The organism is Roseateles sp. P5_E4, assembly GCF_054049255.1.
Map to the genome: position 1 here is coordinate 1 of NZ_JBFUMS010000027.1, position 15,370 is coordinate 15,370.

The following is a 15,370-nucleotide window of genomic DNA, read 5'->3' on the forward strand; positions in this document are numbered from 1 at the left end:
AACATACCGAGAGACAGCCCCTATGAAGCTCCTCGCTTCCTTCTCCCTCCTGCTGGCCGCGCTGGGCGCGGCGCCGCTGGCGCAGGCGCAAAGCTGCGGCAGCGGCGGCGGCGCCACCGTTTGCCTGAGCGCCAACGGCACCGCCAACGACAACCAGCTCAACTGGACCGTCAGCGGCAACGTCTCTCGCCTGGAGGTCTACCGCGACACGGACAGCGACCCCAATGGCCGCAGCCGCATCGCCGTGCCCGCCACCAGCGCCAGGAGCTACGCCGACGGCTCGGCCACCACCGGCACGCCCTACTGGTACTGGGTCAAGTTCACGACCGGCGCCGGCAGCTACAACTCCGGTTCGGCCTCCGCCACGCGCGGCAGCAGTTGCGCGCCAACCGCCGTCACGCCGTGGGTCAACGTCAACGGCACGTGGACGCAGACCGCGTCGGCCACCGTCAGCGCCGGCAGCTCGGCCATCCTGGGGCCGCAGCCGATCTCCGGCGGCATGTGGACGTGGAGCGGCTGCGGCACCGCGGGCGGCTCGCGCGAGCAGACCATTACGCCCACTGCCAGCTGCACGGCCACCGCCACCTACACCAACAGCTGCGGCGCCAAGAGCACGCAAGCGTTCGCGATCGCCGTGCCCGGCTCCATGCGCGACCTGACGAGCATCCAGCTGTCCAAGGAGATGTCGCCCGCCTGGAACCTGGGCAACTCGGTGAACGCCGTACCCGACGAGACCTCCTGGGGCAACGCCCTGACGAGCCAGCAGTTGCTCAACGCGGTGAAGGCGGCCGGCTTCAAGACCGTGCGCATTGGCGCCGGTTGGAGCCATCATGCCGACGCAGACGGCAACATCAGCGCGGCCTGGATGGCGCGCGTCGCCCAAATCGTCGGGTATGCCCGTAACGCCGGTCTCTACGTCGTGTTGAACAACCATGAAACCGAGTGGACGGACCCGACCTACGCCAACCAACCGGTTGCCAACGCGCGCCTGGCCAAGCTGTGGACGCAAATCGCCAACCACTTCAAGAACTACGACGACTACCTGCTGTTTGCCGGCACCAACGAGATCATGTTCCATGGCGACTACGGCCCGCCGACGGCCGAGTACCAATCCGTTCAGAACGGGTTCAACCAGGTCTTCGTCAACACGGTGCGGGCCACGGGTGGCAACAACGCCAAGCGCCATCTCGTGGTGCAGGGTTTCAACACCAACATCAACTACACCTACGACGGCTTCGTCAAGCCCACCGACTCGGTGGCCAACCGGTTGTTCCTCGAAGTGCACTTCTACGATCCGTACAACTTCGCGCTCAATGACCAAAGCGGCATCTGGCAGTGGGGTGCGATCGCGACCAATCCGGCCGCGGCCGAGACCTGGGCCAACGAAGCCTACGTGGACGCGCAGTTCCAGAAGATGAAGTCCCGCTTCGTCGATGCTGGCATGCCCGTGCTGATGGGCGAATACGGTGCCATCCTGAGGACCGAGTACGACCCGGCCGGCACCTACCGCACCTACTGGACCAAGTACGTCACGAAGTCCATGGTGCAGCATGGCATCGTGCCGGCCTGGTGGGACCCGGGCTATGGCACCAACCACGCGTCGGGCCTGTTCGATCGCGCGACCGGCGCCCAGTACTTCCCGGAGCTGATCAAGGCCATCGTCGACAACGCCAAGTGACGTCATGACATCACGGTGGTGACACCGTGAGCCCGCCCCCGGATGGTGTCCGATGACCCGGCCACCATCCGCGGCGGGCCCAGTTTTGCAGCGTTAAAGCCTGTCCCGCTGCCTGGCACCTTGGCGCGATGCCGGGCGACAGGCCGCTCGCACAAGGGTGGCCCGCAAGGACCTGCTGAGCCTGCCGTTGGCTCGCGGCCATGGTGCAGCGCCCTGGCCGCCCTTCAAGGAACCAGACCCCTTTCCTTGTGAACAAGTTCAGTCAACGACTCGCCGCCCTTTGCATCCCTGCGGTCGGCTTGCCGCCCTATCGGCTGGGCTTGATCGTCGCCACCGCCCCCAACGCCATCAGCGAGTTGCGCACGAAATGAACAGCCGCGGCTGCTGGAGCCAATGCCTGCTCCGTGATCAGCGCCGCCGCGCCATCACCGTCAACGAACCACACGCCTTTTCCGCCATGAAGTACAGCAAACAGCTCACCGTTCTCTCCATCGTCACCGCGACCCTGGTGGCGGGCTGTGGCGGCGGTGGTGGCGACGCACCGGCACCTGCTCCTGCTCCTGCTCCTGTCCCTGCTCCTGTCCCTGCTCCTGCGCCGGCGCCTTCGGCTGCGCAGGGGCCTTGCGACATCTACGCCGCCGGCGGCACGCCGTGCGTCGCGGCGCACAGCACGACGCGGGTCCTGCTCTCGACCTATACGGGTCCGCTGTACCAGGTCCTCAGGCAATCGGACAATGCAACGCTCGACGTCACCGCGCTTTCCAGCGGCATCGCCAATGCGGCGCTGCAGGACGCCTTCTGCACGGGCACGACCTGCCTGATCAGCGTCATCTACGACCAATCAGGGCGCAACAACCACCTCACGCAGGCGCCCCCCGGCTTCTTCAAGGGGCCGGCGGCCCGCGGTTACGACAATCTCGCTGTCGCCACGTCGGCGCCGTTGACGCTCTCGGGCCAGAAGGTCTACGGCGTCTTCATCCCACCAGGAACCGGCTACCGCAACAACGCCACCAATGGCATCGCGGTGGGCGACCAGCCCGAAGGCATGTACGCGGCCCTCGACGGGTGGCATTTCAACTCGGCATGCTGCTTCGACTACGGCAATGCCGAGCCGAGCGGGAACGACACCGGCAATGGCCACATGGAAACGATCTACTTCGGCAACCAGTCCGGCTGGGGCACCGGAGCGGGCCCGGGCCCCTGGATCATGGCGGACCTGGAGAACGGCCTGTTCTCGGGCCGCGACCCGCACCTCAACGCGAATGACCCCACGATCACCAGCCGATTCGTCACGGCCATCGTCAAGGGTGAGCCGAACCACTGGGCCATCCGCGGCGGCAACACACAGGCCGGCTCGCTGTCGACCTTCTATGACGGCGTGCGCCCGAGCGGGGGGTATACGACCATGAGCAAGGAGGGCGCGATCGTCCTGGGCATCGGCGGCGACAACAGCAACGGGGGCCGGGGGACGTTCTACGAGGGCGCGATGACCTCGGGCTATCCGTCGGACGCGACCGAGAACGCCGTCCAGGCCAATCTCGTCGCGGCGAAGTACGCGGCCGACACTTCCACGACGCTGGCGGGCCGTGCGATCAAGAATGAGTACAACGGTCTCTGTCTCGACGACTACAACTCGGCCACCGCGGCCGGCTCGCCCGTCGTGCAGTGGACGTGCAACGGGTCGGCGGCGCAGCAATGGAATATCGTGCCTGCGGCCGACGGCTACGTCACGATCGTCAACGTCAACAGCGGCCTGTGCCTCGACGATACCGACGGGAAGACCGCCCCCGGCTCCACCATCCAGCAGTCCACCTGCAACGGCCAGGCCGTCCAGCAATGGCGCCTCGTCAATGCGGACGGCGGCCAGCTCAACATCGTCAACCGCAACAGCAACCTCTGCCTGGATGACTTCAACGGCGGGAAGACCCCCGGCGCGGAAGTACGGCAGTGGCAGTGCACAGGCGGGGTCGTGCAGTGGTGGAGCATTCTTTGACATCGTGCGGGCGGAATTCTTCGTGCACCGGCACATCCGTCGCAAGCGGGCCTGCAAGTGCTGCCAGCAGCTCGGCGACCGTGCAGGGCGCCATGGCGGTGGCACTGGGCAAGGCCAAGCCCGGCGCCGCGTATTCGGCCGCGGTCTATGTGGTGGGCGTGGTGGGCGGCCTGTGGGGCATCTACCGCTCCGACGACGCCGGTACCACGTTGACGCGCTTCAACGACGACGCACACCAGTTCGGCGGCATCGGCGTGATGGCGGCCGACCAGAACGTCTATGGCCGGATCTACTTCAGCGGCACCGGCCGGGGCCTGCTGTACAGCAACTGAAGCCCGTTTCCCTAATTCCTCATTCCCGCATCGCCCATGAACAAGACAACATCGACGGGCACCTTGCCCGATGAACCCGCCCGCCGCAGCTTTGTACGCGCCGTCGCAGGCGCCGGGCTGGCTGCCGTGGCCGGCGGGTCGTCGGCTGCTGCCACCGCCCCTGCCGCCAACACCGCCGCCGCCAGCGCCCCCGAGCCCGGCTTGCCCTTCCACGCCTGGGCCCCCACGCCGCCTATGGGCTGGAACAGCTGGGACGCCTTCGGCGCCAGCGTCACCGAAGCGGAGTACCTGGACAACGCGCGCATCCTGGCCGAGCGCTTCCTGCCCTTCGGCTACGACACCGCCACCGTCGACATCCAGTGGTACGAGGCGGGCGCCACGTCGGGGTGGTACCGGGACTTCGCGCCGCTGGTGCTGGACGGCAACGGCCGCCCGCAGCCCGCGCCCAACCGCTTCCCCAGCGCCGCCGGCGGCCGCGGCTTCGCGCCGCTCGCCGCCCAGGTGCACGCCATGGGCCTGCGCTTCGGCGTGCACATCATGCGCGGCATTCCGCGCCAGGCGGTCGGGCTGGAACTGCCCATCGCCGGCAGCAAGTACCGCTGCAACGAAGTCGCCAACACCCATTCCACCTGCGCCTGGAACACCGACATGTGCGGCGTCAGGCCCGAGCACCCCGGCGCCTTCGAGTGGTACCGCGCCTGGTTCGCCCAGCTGGCGGAATGGGGCGTGGACTTCGTCAAGGTCGACGACATCGCCGCGCCCAACTACCACGCCAAGGAAGTCGAGCTGATCCGCCGCGCCATTGACGCCACCGGTCGGCCCATGTTGCTGAGCCTGTCGCCCGGCGCACCTGGATCAGTCGGCCCACCTGCAGGCCCACGCCAACCAATGGCGGGTGTGCAACGACTTCTGGGACACGTGGCCCCAGTTGCGCGACAACCTGGTGAACCTCGTCAAATGGGCGCCCCACGCCCGCCCCGGCGCCTGGCCCGATGCCGACATGCTGCCCGTCGGCAAGATCGGCCTGCGCAACTACGACGAGGGAGGCCGCGGCGAGCGCGACACCCGCTTCACGCGCGACGAGCAGCTGCTGATGCTCACCGCCTGGACCTGCGCGCGCAGTCCACTGATCCTCGGCAACGACCTGCGCCGCCTCGACGACTGGACGCTGCGCCTGGTCACCAACCCCGAGGTGCTGGCGCTGCTGCGCGTGCCCGGGGCACGCGAGTGGCACTCGGTGGCCCAGGGCCACCGCTTCGTCTGCAACGGCCCGCAAGGCACCTGGGCGGCGTGGCTGAACACCGGCGACGCGCCGTGGCAGGTGCCGCTGCCTGCGTGGCTGCCCGACGCCAGCCGCGACTGCTGGGCACGCGCGGACCTGCCCGCAGGCACCCGCGTGCTGACCGTGCCGCCGCACGGCGCGCGCCTCGTGCGCTGCGGCATGGCTGCTGCTGACAAGGCGAAGAAGACCGGATGACCGGTGTCGTCCGTCCGCCTCGGAAAAACCAAAAGCCTGCACACGAGTGCCGGCTGTGACGACCACTGGGTCAACGGCCAGAAGGTCGTCGGCCAGTGCCGCTGGGAGCAGGCCGGCCTTCGCTACGGCCATCAAGTGTTCCACCTCCCCACAACTTCGAAAGAGTCCCAATGCATCCCCTGATCCAACGTGCCGCGCACACGCTGGCCCTGCTCGGCGCCCTGGCAGCCCTGCCGGCCCATGCGCATGACACCCTCAAGCTCGACGCTCCCAAGCCCAATCTCGCACCCACGCCGCCCATGGGTTGGAGCTCCTGGAACAAGTTCGCCTGCAACGTCAACGAAAAGATGATCCGGGAACAGGCCGACGCGATGGCCGCCTCCGGCATGAAAGACGCCGGCTACCAGTACATCAACGTCGACGACTGCTGGCAGGCGAAAAGCCGTGATGCCGACGGCAACATCCAGGCCGACCCCGAGCACTTCCCGTCGGGCATCAAGGCACTGGCCGACTACGTGCACAGCAAGGGCCTGAAGTTCGGTCTCTATTCCGATGCCGGTTCTATGACCTGCTTCGGCCGCCCGGGCAGCGCAGGCCGTGAGTACCAGGACGCGCTCCAGTACGCCAAATGGGGCGTCGACTACTTCAAGTACGACTGGTGCTACACCGGCACCCGCAATGCGGAGGCGGCCTACACCATCATGGCCAAGGCCCTGCGCGAATCGGGCCGTGACATCGTGTTTTCCCTCTGCGATTGGGGCGGCAGCAAGCCTGGCCGCTGGGCCCACCCCGTCGGTCATCTGTGGCGCACCACGGGCGACATCTACGACGCCTGGGAGGGCAAGAAGGGCTGGTCGCATGGCATGACCAACATCCTCGACATGAACGCCGAGCTGGCGAGCGAGTCCGCCCCCAACGGCTGGAACGACCCCGACATGCTGGAAGTGGGCAACGGCGGCATGACGACCACCGAGTATGAGTCGCACTTCTCGCTGTGGGCCATGCTGGCCGCGCCGCTGATCGCCGGCAACGACCTGTCCAAGATGGACGCCGACACGCTGCGCATCCTCACCAACAAGGACGTCATCGCCGTCGACCAGGATCCGCTGGGCAAGCAAGGCCAACGCGCCTTGAGGGAAGGCGACCTCGAGGTCTGGGTGCGGCCGCTGCAGGGCGGTGAGCACGCGGTGGTGCTGTTCAACCGCGGTAAGACGCCGGCCAACATGAAGGTGGCTTGGGACCTGCTCCAGTTGCCCATCGACCAGAAGGCCGACGTGAAGGACCTGTGGAGCAAGAAGGTCACGAAGAACGTCAGCGGCAGCTATGGCGGCAAGGTTGCGCCTCACGGCGTGATCATGGTGCGCATCACGCCGCTGCGCTGATGACGGGCAGACCATGATCGCCGTTGCCCATCACGCCGAGCATCGCCAAGCCGCCGCATTGAAACGCAGGACGGGCCCAGCAACTTCGGGTCGCTGACCCATGACGACGCCATCCATGCTCAGATTCGCATTCACCGCGCTGCTCGGCGCACTCATGCTGTCGGGAGGCGCTTCGGCCGCGCCCGAAGCGCCTCCCGCGAAGCCGCGCCTCGTCGTCCTCACCGACATCGAGAACGAACCGGACGACACCCGGTCGCTGGTGCTGGTGCGGCTGCTGCTCTACGCCAACGACATCGAGCTGCGCGGCCCCGCGCGAGTCGTTGCGCGCCTCAAAGGCTGATGGGCGTGCGCGAAGCAGGTCTTCATCCGCATTCGCAACGACGTCCCCGCACTTACCGAACCTTGGCACCCATGCTTTGCACGACCACCCAGCGGCCGTCGCGCCTTTTCAGGATGTCCGCATAGACGAGTTCCATATAGATCTCCCGACCGTCGACGAATCTCTTCTCGGCCACGTTGCCCTGAGCAATGGCGACTTCACCGAAGACCTGCACATCGATCGGCCGCAGCTCGAACCACGTAAGCCTCTTCTTGCCCGTCTTGACGTCGTTCAGGAGCATTCGCTTGGTTGATACGCCGCCCGATGATCCGACCGACACCCAGTCATCACCAAAAATTTGGTCAATCTTGTCGATGTCGAGTGCCACCATCGCATCCCCCATCTCTTTCCCTAGCTGCCTGATTTCCTCGACGGCCGCCTGCGTCGAAGGAGGAACCGGTGTGTCAGCCAGGGCAGCGACCGTGAGCGACCAGAATGAAAGAATCAAAGCCATCGATCGTTTCATATTGCCATCTCCGTTTGGTTGTGTGAGATCTCCCCGCGTGCCTCTCGAGGGCCCGGGCCCGTGCGCAGCGACTTGAGTCAGTCTAGGCAGTCCGCAGGGACGAGGCCAGACCACTCCCTGCATGCCGGCCGCCGTTCGCTGCAGAACGCGTGTGGGCTGATTACGCCTAAGGTATCGTCGCCGGCATGCTCTCCTTGGGACGGTATGCAGCCTCAAGCCGTTGGCGCTGGATCGCCGGAGCCTGGACGGCCGGCGCGCTGTTCGACGCGTGTCAAACCGTGGCGATCATGCGTCTGGAAGGCAGAACGCATCCCTGGGCGCCGCTGTTCTTGATCGAACTGGCCCTGTGGTTGCCATGGGCGTTGGCGACGCCACTCGTCGTCCAGCTGGCCTTGCGCTACCCGATCATTCGCAGAGCCAGCGTAGGCACCGTCACGCTGCATCTGGCAACGTTCGCCATCATCAGCACGATCACTGAATGCTGGTATGCGTGGCTCCAGACGATCTTCAATCCGTGGGGCAACAAGCGCTGGCCGACGTTCGGAGAAACGTGGAGCACGTCGCTTGTCTACCAGCTATTGACGTTCACCATCGCCTACACGCTGATATTGACTGTGACCTATCTGGTGGACGCGAAGGACCGCATCACCAAGCAGGTGACAGAAGCTGCCCGACTCAATGAAGAGCTGACCAGAGCGCAGCTGGAGGCGTTGCGAAGACAGCTCGAGCCGCACTTCATGTACAACACGCTCAACACGATCGCTGGCCTTGTTCGTGACCGACGCAACGACGCGGCAGTCAACATGGTCGTGGGACTGAGTGAATTCCTGCGTCGCGCGTCGGAAGATTCGCACAGGGCGCAGGTGACGTTGGCGGAGGAAGTTGACTACCTGCAGCGTTACGTCGACATCCAGAAGCTTCGGTTCGGCGAGCGCCTTGTCGTGAATATGGAGCTCCCGAACGAACTGCTCGGCGCCAAGGTGCCGAACCTGCTGTTGCAGCCTCTCGTCGAGAACGCCATCAAGCACGGCATTTGCAAACGAGTGAGCGGCGGCTGCATTCGCATCGTCGGCGAGGACAGGCAGGGGATGCTGCGGCTGACCGTGTCAAACGACGGACCCTTCACGCAGGAAGATTTCGCTGCAACGGGCACCGGCGTGGGCCTCAGGAACTTGCGGGCACGCTTGCGGATTCTTCACGGTGAGCGGTCCGGCCTGACGCTCAAACCCGCCGGCGAGGATGGCGTCGAAGTCGTCGTCACGCTTCCCCTGCAGGTGTCCTGAATGGCGGCGCTGCGGATCCTGGTGGTCGACGACGAGGCGATCGCCCGGCGTAACCTTGTGATCTTGCTGAGTGCCGATCCAGATGTGGCAGCCGTCGTTGAATGCGACTCTGGTCAAGCGGCCGTTGCCGAGATGCGGCGCACAAGACCTGACGTTCTCTTTCTAGACGTCCACATGCCCGAGTGCGATGGCTTCGATGTGCTCGAACTGATGGGCTCGGACATGCCCGCGGCCGTCGTTTTCGTCACGGCGTACGACGAATACGCGCTGCGCGCGTTCGATGCAGGCGCGCTTGACTATTTGCTCAAGCCGTTCGACGACGCGCGATTTCACCGCGCGTTGCAGCGAGCCAAGTTTCGGATCACGCAAGAGCCGACGGCGGACCGCCCGCCATTGACTCAACTCGTGGTGAAGAACCGGGGCAAGACCTTGTTCTTGAACACGGCAGACGTGGACTGGATCGAGGCGGCCGACTACTACGCATACTTGCACGTAGGCAATGCGACGCACATCTTGCGCCGCAGCCTGCACGCTCTAGAACGAGAGCTGGATGCAAAGACCTTCGTTCGTATCCACCGGTCCATCATCGTCAATCGCGAGAGGGTTCGCGGTCTAGAGCTTCACAGCAGCGGGGAGCACGAGGTGGTTCTTCAATCGGGCGTTCGGCTGTCAATGAGCCGCAGGTTTCGAAAGAATTTCACCGATCGAATATGACTTCACGAAGCGCTTGCGCGCGACGCCTTCACTCCTCCAGCGCGACCACCATCACGGCCTTGGCAGGCACCTTGATGGATAGCTTGCCGTCCGCGGCACGCGCGCTGAACGCCGCCGGCTTGATGACCTGCGGATTCTGGAACGTGTTGTGCGCGTCCATCGCGGCCGAGGTCAGCACCTTGCCAGCCGCACCGTTGACCTTCGTGCCCGCAACGTTGACGGCGACATCGACCGCCTTGGACGGATCGGTGTTGACCAGCGCCAGGTACACCTTGCCGTCCTTGGCGCGTGCCGCCGAAGCGCTCACGCCCGGAATGGTCACAGCGCCCAGGGTGTAGCTGGTGTTGTCCTTGATGGCCAGCGGCAGCGACTTGGCATCCTGGAACGGCGCATACATCTGAAAGGCGTAGTAGGTCGGGGTCAGGACCATCTTCTCCTTGTCCGTCAGGATCATCGCCTGCAGGACGTTGACCATCTGGGCGATGGTCGTCATCGGAACCCGCTCCGCGTGCTCATGGAAGATGTGGAAGTTGAGCGCCGCCACGAGCGCGTCGCGCAGGGAGTTCTGCTGGAACAGCCCGCCCCTGGGGTTCACTTCGTCATACCAGGTGCCCCACTCGTCGACCATCAGTCCGATCTTCTTCTCGGGGTCGTTCTTGTCCAGCACGGCCACGTGATCCTTGACCAGCTGATCCATCTTCAAGGTATTGGCCAGGGTCGAGATCCACTCGCCTTCCTTGAAGCCGAGGTCCTTGCCCTTGACCTCCCAGTTGCCGGTCGGGACGGTGTACTGGTGAACGGTGATGCCGATCGTGCGGCCCTTCAGTTCCTTGCTCAGGACCTGGGTCCACGCGGTGTCGAAGCCGCTGCCGCCGCTGGCGATCATCTTCGGCCGGGACTTCTCTGACCCCCACAGGAAATGCTCGTAGTTGCTGTACAGGCTGGCGTAGTACTCGGGCTTCATGTTGCCGCCGCAACCCCACAACTCATTGCCGACACCGAAGAAAGCGACCTTGAACGGCTTTTCGCGGCCGTTCTGAGCGCGCAGCCGGGCCAACGGCGAGCCGCCTTCCGCAGTCATGTACTGCACCCAGTCGGCCATCTCCTGCACGCTGCCGGTACCGACGTTGCCGTTGACGTAGGCGTCGGCGCCCAGCATCTCGATCAGGTCGAAGAACTCGTGCGTACCGACGGCGTTGATCTCTTCGACGTGGGTGCCCCAGACGTTGCTCGGTCGCTTGTCCTGCGGGCCGATGCCGTCGCGCCAGTGGTAGGTGTCGGCGAAGCAGCCGCCCGGCCAGCGCACCAGCGGCACATGCAGGTCCTTGAGCGCGCCGACGACGTCATTGCGCCAGCCACGGGTGTTGGGAATGTTGGACTTCGTGCCGACCCACATGCCTTCATAGACGCCGGTGCCGAGGTGTTCGGCGAACTGGCCGTACACATACTTGCTGATGACCGGGCCGGGCTTGCCGGCGTCGATGTTGATGCTGACCTCGTTGGCGGCAAAAGCCGGGGCCGCGATCAGGCCGAGAACGGCGAGGCTGTGTTTGATTGTTTTCATATAGGGTCTCAAGACAGCTGCAAAGCCGCCATGTGTTTGATCGCAATGAATCCCGCTGATTCTTCGGCGGCGCCATGCGCGGACCGCCTTGTTCAGTTATTTCGAGAATTGCCAGTAATCGAACTTGAACAGTTCTTCGCCGGCCGCACCGCGGAATACGAAGAAGAGATCCTGGACGCCGGAGGCTCCGGAGATCTGGGCCAACTGCTGCTTCCATTCGCCGCCGGTTCCTGACACCGGCAGAGTGCCGACCAACTGGCCGTCGAGCTTGCCCAGACGAATCTCGATCTTCGCGCCGCTGGGCTCCTTCGCCTTGGCCGTGCTGGCGAGGCTGGCCATGAAGGCGCGCGCGCCGGTCACGCCGAAATCGACATTTCGCACCTGGATATAGGCGCCGTCATGGATGTCGCGCACATTCTGGCCGCCGGCGCTGCTGGGCTCGATCTTGACGCCGGAAGACCAGGCGATGGTCTCGGCTTCAACTCGCTTGTAGGGATCGAGGGTGGCGACCGGCGCCGGCCCTTCCTTGGTTGGCTGCACCATCGGGACCGAGCCATCGGGGTTGAACTTCAACTCGTCGACGCATACGGAACGTTTGAAGCCGTCGCCTCCCGGAAGAGCGGCGTTGTGATAGAAAAGGTAGGTCTTGCCCTTGTAATCGACCACGCCCGGGTGGTTGGTAAAAGCGCTTTGCGGAGCCATGACGGCGCCGCCGTAGGTCCACGGGCCTTCGGCTGTGGGGCCGGTGGCGTAGCCGAGATGCTCAGGGATGGGACCGGCGGCAAAAAACAGGTAGTTGAGATTCTTGCGCCTATAGAGCCAAGGACCCTCTTCGTAGGATGTGCCGCGCAAAGCAGGCTTCGGCTTCGTGACGCCTACTGTGTCCGGAGGGTTGCGCTCGCCCAAGGCCTTGACGGTCATCGGATGGCCCATGATGCCCTTGTCCCCGACGCTGGTGTCGTAGGAGATCATGTCCTTGTTCAGTTTCACCGACCACAGATTGGGATTGCCCCAGGCGAGATAGGCCTGACCCTTGTCGTCGATGAAAACGGTCGGATCGATGCTGTCGTACAGGCCGCCGGCGTGGCCGGCGATCAGCGGCTTTTTGATCGGGTCGATATAGGGGCCCAGGGGGTTATCGGCCACCAGCACGCCAATGCCACGGCCTTGCACCGGGCCATAGAGATACCACTTGCCATCGCGCTCAATCACTTGAGGGGCCCAGGCACCGTTGTCATAGCCGTCCCAGCCGGAGTTCTCCTTGGAGGCCCAAGGAAAATCTCGCAGGGAGGCGACCGCGCCGTGCTGAGTCCAGTTCACCATGTCCGTCGTCGTGGCGAGCACCCAATTCTTCATATTGAAGTTGTTGGCCTCCCCGACGTCTTCGTCGTGGCTAGAAAACAGGTAGAGCGTGCCCTTATGGACCATGGGGGCCGGATCGGCCGTATACATCGTTTGAATAACCGGGTTGAGCGCGAATGACGTCGCGGGCAGCAAGGCCAGCACGGACGAGAGAACGACTGCGGAGAAGGCTGTTTTTTTCATGAGCGGCGGAAAATGAGAGAAGGCGGAGAAATGAAGTTGCGCCGTCCTAGCGCCCGTCTTGCGTCCCTTGTCCGATTCGGTAATAGTCAAAGTCCACACGGCCGCCGGCGGTTTTGGTCGAGTAATAGAAGAGGCCGTAGCGGTAACCCATGAAGTGCGGGATGGTGTAGGTCAGGCGCGAGGGACGACCGATGGGGGTCCACGATTTGCCGTCCAGGCTGTAGGAGAAGCGGGCAAGCTCAGGCCCGGGCTCAAATTCGCAGTCGACCCTGAGGTGAACGGTCTTGCCGGAGAGGGGGATGGAAGCGATCTCTTCGGGCTTGTCGGTTTCGGCGCTCACCATGACGAGGGATCGGGCGCCGTCGCTCATCTTCACGCCTACGAAACCGTACTGCCTTTGAAACGCGGCCAGGCCGGCCCAGTCGCCGTCCTTCATGCCGCTCACGTCGATGCGGGTGGTGGCCGAACTGCTCGGGCCAAAGGTGCGCTGGGTGAGCGTGTTCGGGGCATCGAGCAGCGTGGGAACGACCCGGCTGGTGGTGAGGCTCAGGTAGCCCGGCCGCTTGGTGAGCGACCAGTCATGGGGCTTCGGGTTGTGATTCCATTGCCAGGCCAGGGGCAGGGCGGGGTCACCGGGCCGGCGGTCGAATTCGTCGGAGGCGACGATGCCGGAGGCTCCCGAGACGCCCTGCGCGCCGGCGGGGATGTCGAGCGTCATCGGCACCTTGCCGTCCTTGCCAAGCACCGGCCAGCCGTCCTTCCACGTCACGGGCACGAGGTAAGGGATGCGACCAACGGCGCCGTTGTCCTTGAAGAGATAGGCGTACCACTTGCCTTCCGGGGTGTCGATCAGGCCGCCCTGGGCGATCCCCCGGTCATCAAGCGCGATGCGACTCTCGTAGGGGCCGTCGAGGGTGTCGGCGCGGCTGACGATGACGGTGCGCGCCCAGCGGCTACCGGGCGAGGCGATGTTGACGAGGTAGTAGCGACCGTTGATCTTGGAAAGCTGCGAGCCCTCCCCACACAGCCCGCCCTGGTCGGCGCCGAAGACGGCGTTGACGTGTTCGATGATGGCCTTGTTCACGCCGCCGGGCTTGGTGCCTGTGAGATCGGGTTTGAGCTCGGTGAGCATGATGCGGTTGCAGCCCCAGACCATGTAGACGCGGCCGTCGTCGTCGAAGAACAGGCTGTGGTCATTCATCAAGGGCTCGAAGCTCGTCTCCTTCCACGGGCCGCGTTCGGGATCGCGCGTGGTGTAGACGTGGGTGCGTCCTCCGGTGGTGGCCGCGAACGTCGAGGCATAGAACATGCCGTCGTGGTAGCGCAGGCTGCTGGCCCAGGAGCCTGCACCGTAGGCGTTCTTGCCGTTCTCGAGGCGAAAGGCTTCGTTGTCGGCAAGGTTCTGATGGGCGTAGGAGGCCATGGTCCAGTTCACCAGGTCCGTCGACTTCATGATCGGCAGGCCCGGGCTCATGTGCATCGTCGTGCTGCTCATGTAGTAGGTCTTGCCCACCCGGATGACTGCGATGTCCGGGACGTCGGCCCAGATCAGCGGGTTGTGGGCAGGCGCTGCCTGAACAGTGTGGGATCCGACGGAGAGAAGGAGGGCCATCAGGAGGGGAAAAATCGGCCGGCACAGGCCGTCAGGGTGTTTGTTCATGTTTTGTCTCTGGAGTAGTTTTTGCGAGCCAACTCATTGGTCGCAGGACCCCATGAGCTCAAGACGAGCCAGGGATCAGCCCAGCATCTTGAGCAGCATGCGATGGTGCTGCGGCATGCGCGCCACCGAGGCTTCGATGGCTTTGCGACGCTGGTCCAGCGCCTGCATGGCCCGCTCCGGCGAAATCTCCGCGAAGACCGGATCGTTGCGCTCCGGCCAGTGCTCCATACCGGCGTGGACGGCGAGCCAGCTGGTGGCGTCGAACCCTTCCTCGTCGTATTCGTGCAGCACGCCGTAGCGACGCCACAGCTCCATCCGGAAGGCCAGGGTCTCGGGCAGCTCCATCGATGACACGTGCCGCCACAGCTCGCTGTCGCGGCGGCGGGTCAGGCAGTAGTGCAGGATGATGAAGTCGCGGATGCGCGCGAAGCGGCGTGCCGCGCCGTCGTTGAACAGGGCCCGGTCGTTCTCGTCCAGCGGCCGGCCGGCCGTCAGCAGGGTCATGAGGCGGCTGATGCCGTCCTGGATCAGGTAGATGCTGGTGGACTCCAGCGGCTCCAGGAAGCCCGAGGACAGGCCGATGGCGACGACGTTGTGCACCCAGAAGCGCTCGCGGTGGCCGGTGGTGAAGCGCAGCAGCCGCGGCTCGCCGAGCGGCTTGCCGTCAAGCCGGGCCAGCAGTTGTTCACGCGCACGGTCGGCGTCGATGAAGCGGCTTGAGAACACGTGGCCATGACCGGTGCGGTTCTGCAGCGGGATGCGCCACGCCCAGCCCCCTTCCAGCGCCGTGGCCTGGGTGTACGGGGCCAGTTCCTCGCCAACCCGCTCGGTGGGGCAGGCCCAGGCGCCGTCCACGGGCAGCCAGTGGCTGAAGTCGACGAAGGGCTCGGCCAGCGC

The 15,370-nt window shown here is 64.9% G+C and carries 14 protein-coding genes; 8 read left to right on the top strand and 6 right to left on the bottom strand.

All coding sequences use genetic code 11. The features are described from left to right. Positions 1-22 precede the first annotated feature (22 nt). The 3 genes from ACXJLH_RS29070 (at position 23) to ACXJLH_RS29080 (ending at position 4,003) form a co-directional block, all read left to right on the top strand. The gene (locus tag ACXJLH_RS29070) at positions 23-1,678 is read left to right on the top strand and encodes a cellulase family glycosylhydrolase (RefSeq protein ID WP_457447930.1); all 1,656 of its coding nucleotides are present in this window, start codon (positions 23-25) and stop codon (positions 1,676-1,678) included. A gap of 367 nt (positions 1,679-2,045) precedes the next feature. After that, a complete protein-coding gene (locus ACXJLH_RS29075) occupies positions 2,046-3,671 on the top strand; it encodes an arabinofuranosidase catalytic domain-containing protein (protein WP_457447932.1) in 1,626 nt (541 codons plus the stop codon). A gap of 92 nt (positions 3,672-3,763) precedes the next feature. Continuing rightward, complete coding sequence (locus tag ACXJLH_RS29080) at positions 3,764-4,003, top strand: hypothetical protein (RefSeq protein ID WP_457447934.1); 240 nt, start codon at positions 3,764-3,766, stop codon at positions 4,001-4,003. Between the two features lie 332 nt (positions 4,004-4,335). Here ACXJLH_RS29080 and ACXJLH_RS29085 read toward each other — a convergent pair whose 3' ends face one another. Then, positions 4,336-4,755: a hypothetical protein gene (locus tag ACXJLH_RS29085; RefSeq protein WP_457447936.1), complete on the bottom strand. Its 420-nt coding sequence runs from the start codon at positions 4,753-4,755 to the stop codon at positions 4,336-4,338. A gap of 116 nt (positions 4,756-4,871) precedes the next feature. Between ACXJLH_RS29085 and ACXJLH_RS29090 the strand changes: the two genes are divergently transcribed. From ACXJLH_RS29090 to ACXJLH_RS29100, 3 genes are all read left to right on the top strand, one after another. Beyond that, positions 4,872-5,480 carry a hypothetical protein gene (locus ACXJLH_RS29090; protein ID WP_457447954.1) on the top strand — a complete coding sequence of 203 codons (609 nt, stop codon included), beginning with the start codon at positions 4,872-4,874 and terminating at the stop codon, positions 5,478-5,480. Between the two features lie 170 nt (positions 5,481-5,650). After that, positions 5,651-6,862: a glycoside hydrolase family 27 protein gene (locus ACXJLH_RS29095; protein ID WP_457447938.1), complete on the top strand. Its 1,212-nt coding sequence runs from the start codon at positions 5,651-5,653 to the stop codon at positions 6,860-6,862. A gap of 100 nt (positions 6,863-6,962) precedes the next feature. Then, complete coding sequence (locus ACXJLH_RS29100; protein WP_457447940.1) at positions 6,963-7,202, top strand: nucleoside hydrolase-like domain-containing protein; 240 nt, start codon at positions 6,963-6,965, stop codon at positions 7,200-7,202. A 52-nt stretch (positions 7,203-7,254) separates the two neighbouring features. Here the strand turns inward: ACXJLH_RS29100 and ACXJLH_RS29105 are convergent, their stop codons facing one another. After that, positions 7,255-7,707 carry a nuclear transport factor 2 family protein gene (locus tag ACXJLH_RS29105; protein ID WP_457447942.1) on the bottom strand — a complete coding sequence of 151 codons (453 nt, stop codon included), beginning with the start codon at positions 7,705-7,707 and terminating at the stop codon, positions 7,255-7,257. A gap of 185 nt (positions 7,708-7,892) precedes the next feature. On the opposite strand from ACXJLH_RS29105, the gene ACXJLH_RS29110 reads away from it, so the two are divergent. Then, positions 7,893-8,990, top strand: a complete 1,098-nt coding sequence (locus ACXJLH_RS29110; RefSeq protein WP_457447944.1) for a sensor histidine kinase — start codon at positions 7,893-7,895, stop codon at positions 8,988-8,990. Next, on the top strand, positions 8,991-9,704 hold the full coding sequence (locus ACXJLH_RS29115) for a LytR/AlgR family response regulator transcription factor (RefSeq protein WP_056194476.1): 714 nt from the start codon (positions 8,991-8,993) through the stop codon (positions 9,702-9,704). Between the two features lie 28 nt (positions 9,705-9,732). Here the strand turns inward: ACXJLH_RS29115 and ACXJLH_RS29120 are convergent, their stop codons facing one another. The 4 genes from ACXJLH_RS29120 to ACXJLH_RS29135 all read right to left on the bottom strand — a co-directional run. Beyond that, positions 9,733-11,268: an alpha-N-arabinofuranosidase gene (locus ACXJLH_RS29120; protein ID WP_457447946.1), complete on the bottom strand. Its 1,536-nt coding sequence runs from the start codon at positions 11,266-11,268 to the stop codon at positions 9,733-9,735. A 96-nt stretch (positions 11,269-11,364) separates the two neighbouring features. Beyond that, complete coding sequence (locus ACXJLH_RS29125) at positions 11,365-12,813, bottom strand: glycoside hydrolase family 43 protein (protein WP_457447948.1); 1,449 nt, start codon at positions 12,811-12,813, stop codon at positions 11,365-11,367. Positions 12,814-12,859: 46 nt separating this feature from the next. Then, entirely contained in the window at positions 12,860-14,473 is a 1,614-nt protein-coding gene (locus tag ACXJLH_RS29130) for a glycoside hydrolase family 43 protein (protein WP_457447950.1), read from the bottom strand. A 75-nt stretch (positions 14,474-14,548) separates the two neighbouring features. Beyond that, on the bottom strand, positions 14,549-15,370 hold an 822-nt coding region (locus tag ACXJLH_RS29135), incomplete at its 5' end, for a tryptophan 7-halogenase (RefSeq protein WP_457447952.1).

Coding starts and splice junctions, on each gene's coding strand:
- ACXJLH_RS29070 (WP_457447930.1), top strand. CDS start 23: ATGAAGCTCCTCGCTTCCTTCTCCCTCCTGCTGGCCGCGCTGGGCGCG.
- ACXJLH_RS29075 (WP_457447932.1), top strand. CDS start 2,046: ATGAACAGCCGCGGCTGCTGGAGCCAATGCCTGCTCCGTGATCAGCGC.
- ACXJLH_RS29080 (WP_457447934.1), top strand. CDS start 3,764: ATGGCGGTGGCACTGGGCAAGGCCAAGCCCGGCGCCGCGTATTCGGCC.
- ACXJLH_RS29085 (WP_457447936.1), bottom strand. CDS start 4,755: ATGTCGTCGACCTTGACGAAGTCCACGCCCCATTCCGCCAGCTGGGCG.
- ACXJLH_RS29095 (WP_457447938.1), top strand. CDS start 5,651: ATGCATCCCCTGATCCAACGTGCCGCGCACACGCTGGCCCTGCTCGGC.
- ACXJLH_RS29100 (WP_457447940.1), top strand. CDS start 6,963: ATGACGACGCCATCCATGCTCAGATTCGCATTCACCGCGCTGCTCGGC.
- ACXJLH_RS29105 (WP_457447942.1), bottom strand. CDS start 7,707: ATGAAACGATCGATGGCTTTGATTCTTTCATTCTGGTCGCTCACGGTC.
- ACXJLH_RS29110 (WP_457447944.1), top strand. CDS start 7,893: ATGCTCTCCTTGGGACGGTATGCAGCCTCAAGCCGTTGGCGCTGGATC.
- ACXJLH_RS29115 (WP_056194476.1), top strand. CDS start 8,991: ATGGCGGCGCTGCGGATCCTGGTGGTCGACGACGAGGCGATCGCCCGG.
- ACXJLH_RS29120 (WP_457447946.1), bottom strand. CDS start 11,268: ATGAAAACAATCAAACACAGCCTCGCCGTTCTCGGCCTGATCGCGGCC.
- ACXJLH_RS29125 (WP_457447948.1), bottom strand. CDS start 12,813: ATGAAAAAAACAGCCTTCTCCGCAGTCGTTCTCTCGTCCGTGCTGGCC.
- ACXJLH_RS29130 (WP_457447950.1), bottom strand. CDS start 14,473: ATGAACAAACACCCTGACGGCCTGTGCCGGCCGATTTTTCCCCTCCTG.